General features: G+C 64.0%; 5 protein-coding genes. 2 read left to right on the top strand and 3 right to left on the bottom strand.

Features of this window, described 5'->3' with window-relative positions; genetic code table 11:
- The first annotated feature begins 5 nt into the window (after nucleotides 1-5).
- Nucleotides 6-692: a response regulator transcription factor gene (locus JHD07_RS22080; RefSeq protein ID WP_028348340.1), complete on the top strand. Its 687-nt coding sequence runs from the start codon at nucleotides 6-8 to the stop codon at nucleotides 690-692.
- A gap of 58 nt (nucleotides 693-750) precedes the next feature.
- Nucleotides 751-1,194: a cyclic nucleotide-binding domain-containing protein gene (locus JHD07_RS22085; RefSeq protein WP_018646009.1), complete on the top strand. Its 444-nt coding sequence runs from the start codon at nucleotides 751-753 to the stop codon at nucleotides 1,192-1,194.
- 147 nt (nucleotides 1,195-1,341) lie between these two features.
- On the opposite strand, the gene xth is transcribed toward JHD07_RS22085, so the two are convergent.
- From xth to JHD07_RS22100, 3 genes are all read right to left on the bottom strand, one after another.
- A complete protein-coding gene (xth, locus tag JHD07_RS22090; protein ID WP_291625741.1) occupies nucleotides 1,342-2,157 on the bottom strand; it encodes an exodeoxyribonuclease III in 816 nt (271 codons plus the stop codon).
- A gap of 162 nt (nucleotides 2,158-2,319) precedes the next feature.
- A complete protein-coding gene (locus tag JHD07_RS22095; protein ID WP_291625750.1) occupies nucleotides 2,320-3,075 on the bottom strand; it encodes an outer membrane lipoprotein carrier protein LolA in 756 nt (251 codons plus the stop codon).
- Between the two features lie 152 nt (nucleotides 3,076-3,227).
- The coding region (locus JHD07_RS22100) for a DNA translocase FtsK (RefSeq protein ID WP_291625743.1) at nucleotides 3,228-3,493 on the bottom strand (266 nt) is incomplete at its 5' end.

The following is a 3,493-nucleotide window of genomic DNA, read 5'->3' on the forward strand; positions in this document are numbered from 1 at the left end:
CTTCCATGCCCAATGCCCGCAAGATCCTGATCGTGGATGACGACACCGATCTGCGCGATACGTTGGTGGAGCAATTATCGCTACACGAAGAATTCGAAGCCTCCGCGGTCGACACCGGCGCCAAGGGCGCGAGCGCCGCAAAGGCCAACTCCCCCGATCTGGTCTTGATGGATGTCGGCCTGCCCGACACCGACGGCCGCGAGGTGGTCCGCTCCTTGCGCAAGGGCGGCTTCAAGGCACCGATCATCATGCTGACCGGGCATGACACCGATTCCGACACGATCCTGGGGCTGGAATCCGGCGCCAACGACTATGTGGCAAAGCCCTTCCGCTTCGCCGTTCTGCTGGCCCGCATCCGAGCCCAGCTCCGCCAGCACGAGGCCAGCGAGGACGCGGTGTTCTCGGTCGGCCCCTACTCCTTCCGTCCCGGCTCGAAGATGCTGACCGCGGCAAACGCCCGCAAGGTCCGCCTCACCGAGAAGGAGACGGCGATCCTCCGCTTCCTCTACCGGGCCGGCCAGTTGCCGGTGTCGCGCGAGACCCTGCTCCAGGAGGTCTGGGGCTACAATTCCGGCGTCACCACCCACACGTTGGAAACCCACATCTACCGCCTGCGCCAGAAGATCGAGAAGGATGCCGCCAACCCGGAAATCCTGGTGACGGAAGCCGGTGGCTACAAGCTGGTGCCGTGATACGCTCGAAGGGCACGCGAATCGTTTTAGATCGCCTGCCCTCGAGCCTCGGAGCTGAATGTCAATCGACGATGATGTAGCGCTTCTCGAGCGTGTCCCGACATTGCGCCTGTTGGGAGACGCCTCGTTGCGTATGCTGGCGATTGGCTCGGAGCAGCGCGACTTCGTCCGCGGCGACGTGCTGTTCAATCTCGGCGACGACGCCGATGCCGGCTTCGTGGTCCAGCGCGGCGCCTTCAGGGTCGAAGACGGCGCCGGCGCCGAAATGATCGCCGGCCCCGGCGCGCTGATCGGCGAGCTCGCATTGGTGGTGCCGATGAAACGGCCGTCGAGTGCGATCGCGCTGGAGCATTCCTCCGTCATCCGCGTCGCGCGCAGCCTGTTTCAGCGTGTGCTCGAAAGCGACCCCGCCGCCGCGGTGCGCCTGCGCGACGAATTCGCGGTGCGTTCCAGCCAGATCGCGAGCGATATCTTGATGGCGGGCGCGAAGCTGACGAGCTGAGCTCTCTCCGCTTGTCATTCCGGGGCGCGACGAAGTCGCGAGCCCGGAATCCATTCCTCCACTGTCTGTGCCGCTCGATGGATTCCCAGGTGCGCAATTGCGCACCAGCTCGCGCCAAGCGTCGCGCCCCGGAATGACAGCGCGGTCTCACACCTCCAGCGTCACCGTCACAGGCACATGGTCCGACGGCCGCTCCCAGCTCCGCGCATCGCGGAGGATCCTGAAATCGCTGACTGCATCCTTCAGCGCGCGCGAGACCCAGATGTGATCGAGCCTGCGGCCGCGGTCGCCGACGGTCCAGTCCGCGGAGCGGTAGCTCCACCACGTGTAGACCTTCTCCGACATCGGGATGCGGTCGCGCGCGACGTCGATCCATTCGCCGGCTTCGAGTGCCGCCTTGAGCTTCTCGGTTTCGACAGGCGTGTGCGAGACGACCTTCAGAAGCTGCTTGTGCGACCAGACGTCGTTCTCGTGCGGCGCGACATTGAGGTCGCCGACCAGGATGTGGCGGTCTTCCCCGCGCGGATGCAGCGGCTCGCACGCCTTCATCTCGTCGAGGAAGCGAAGCTTGTGGTCGAACTTCTCGTTGAGCGCGGGATCAGGAATGTCGCCGCCGGCGGGCACGTAGAAATTATGCAGCACCAGAGGCTTTGCGATGCCCGCCCTTTCGCCGAACGACACCGAGATATGGCGCGAATCCACCTTCTCGCAGAAGGTGCGGATGTCCTTCGATTCGAAAGGGATCTTGGAGACGATGGCGACGCCGTGATAGCCTTTTTGCCCGTTCAGCGCGACGTGCTCGTAGCCCAGCCGCTTGAAGCGCTTCAGCGGAAAGGCGTCGTCGATGCACTTGGTTTCCTGCAGGCACAGCACCTCCGGCCGCGCGCTCTTCAGGAATTTCGCGACCAGGTCGATGCGCAGCCGCACCGAATTGATGTTCCAGGTTGTCAGGGAAAGCCGCATGGAAGATGCGTCTTAGCATGGATTAGCGGAGGGAAAATGCTTGTCCACAGCCGCGGAATCGTAGGGTGGGCAAAGCGGAGCGTGCCCACGAGTCGGTCGTGAAGAGGATAGATGGTGGGCACGGCGCAAACGCGCCTTTGCCCACCTCCGAGAGCGGCGCAATCAGCCAGGCGACTGGCCGTAATTGGTGAAATCGATCTTGAACATGCCGGGATCGAGCTTCTTGCTCGAGTCCAGATTGTAAACCGCGATCGTGGTGTCGTATCCCTGCGGGTCGGTGACGGTCCACTGCTTCAATTGGCCGTCCCGGGCGCCGAACATCAGGAGCAGCCGGCTGGTGCCGACCAGGGCCTGCTTCTCCTCGATGGTGACGCTGATGAAGACGTCGTCGGCCGAAACGGCGACGACGTTGGTGTCCTTCATCAGGTCGATGCGGTCGGACAACAGGAAGCGCAGCGGCGTTTGCGACAGCGGATAGACGTCCTGGGTCGCGAGCTTGCGGTCGCGCACCACCAGCGAGGATCCGTCCGCGACGATGTCGATCGGGCTGGGCGCGTCATATTCGAACCGCACCTTTCCCGGCTTCTGAATGTAGAATTCGCCCTGCGTCTTGCTGCCGTCCGGCCCGACCTGGACGAAGTTTCCGACCAAGGTCTGGAGCGACGACAGATAGGCGCTGACCTTGGCGGCCTGCGCCTTCTGATTGGCGTCGAAGGTCTGGAAGATACTGCTCGGTACGTTGCGGCGTGGATCCGGAATGACCGGGTTCGGCGGAGTCTGGGTCGCGCCGGTGACAGTCGGGCCCCCCGCAGACGTGCCGCCCTCGCGCCCCTTCGGCGCGGGCTTGGGCACCGGGACGGTCTGTGCGAACGAGGACGCGGTCACCATCGCGGCGGTCACGAGCAGCACGCCGGCCAGACGCGCGCCTCGCGCGGCGATAATGGCAGCGAATCGAATGTCCGGATGTCTGATCAACGCGTCGTCCTGTCTGGCTGGGCGCCCTTTTAGCCTGATTTCGGGCAAAAGCAGATATCGATTCTGCGTGAAATTATGTTCAGAGGCTCCTCGCCTCACATATGGCTGTCTTCTTCCTCGACCAGAATCTCGCGCTTGCCGGCGTGGTTGGCGGGGCCGACGATGCCCTCCAGTTCCATGCGCTCCATCAGCGATGCGGCACGGTTGTAGCCGATCTGCAGACGGCGCTGGATGTAGCTGGTGGAGGCCTTGCGGTCGCGCTTGACGATCGCAACCGCCTGCTGGAACAGGTCGCCACCGCCATCCCCGCCCATGCCGGTGGCGTCGAACACGGCGCCGTCCTCGTCCTCTGCAGGCTCTT

This window comes from Bradyrhizobium sp., assembly GCF_016462955.1.
Lineage (GTDB): Bacteria > Pseudomonadota > Alphaproteobacteria > Rhizobiales > Xanthobacteraceae > Bradyrhizobium.

What these genes read in the sequence shown, in the direction of transcription:
- JHD07_RS22080 (WP_028348340.1), top strand. Translation starts at nt 6, where the DNA reads ATGCCCAATGCCCGCAAGATCCTGATCGTGGATGACGACACCGATCTG.
- JHD07_RS22085 (WP_018646009.1), top strand. Translation starts at nt 751, where the DNA reads ATGTCAATCGACGATGATGTAGCGCTTCTCGAGCGTGTCCCGACATTG.
- xth (WP_291625741.1), bottom strand. Translation starts at nt 2,157, where the DNA reads ATGCGGCTTTCCCTGACAACCTGGAACATCAATTCGGTGCGGCTGCGC.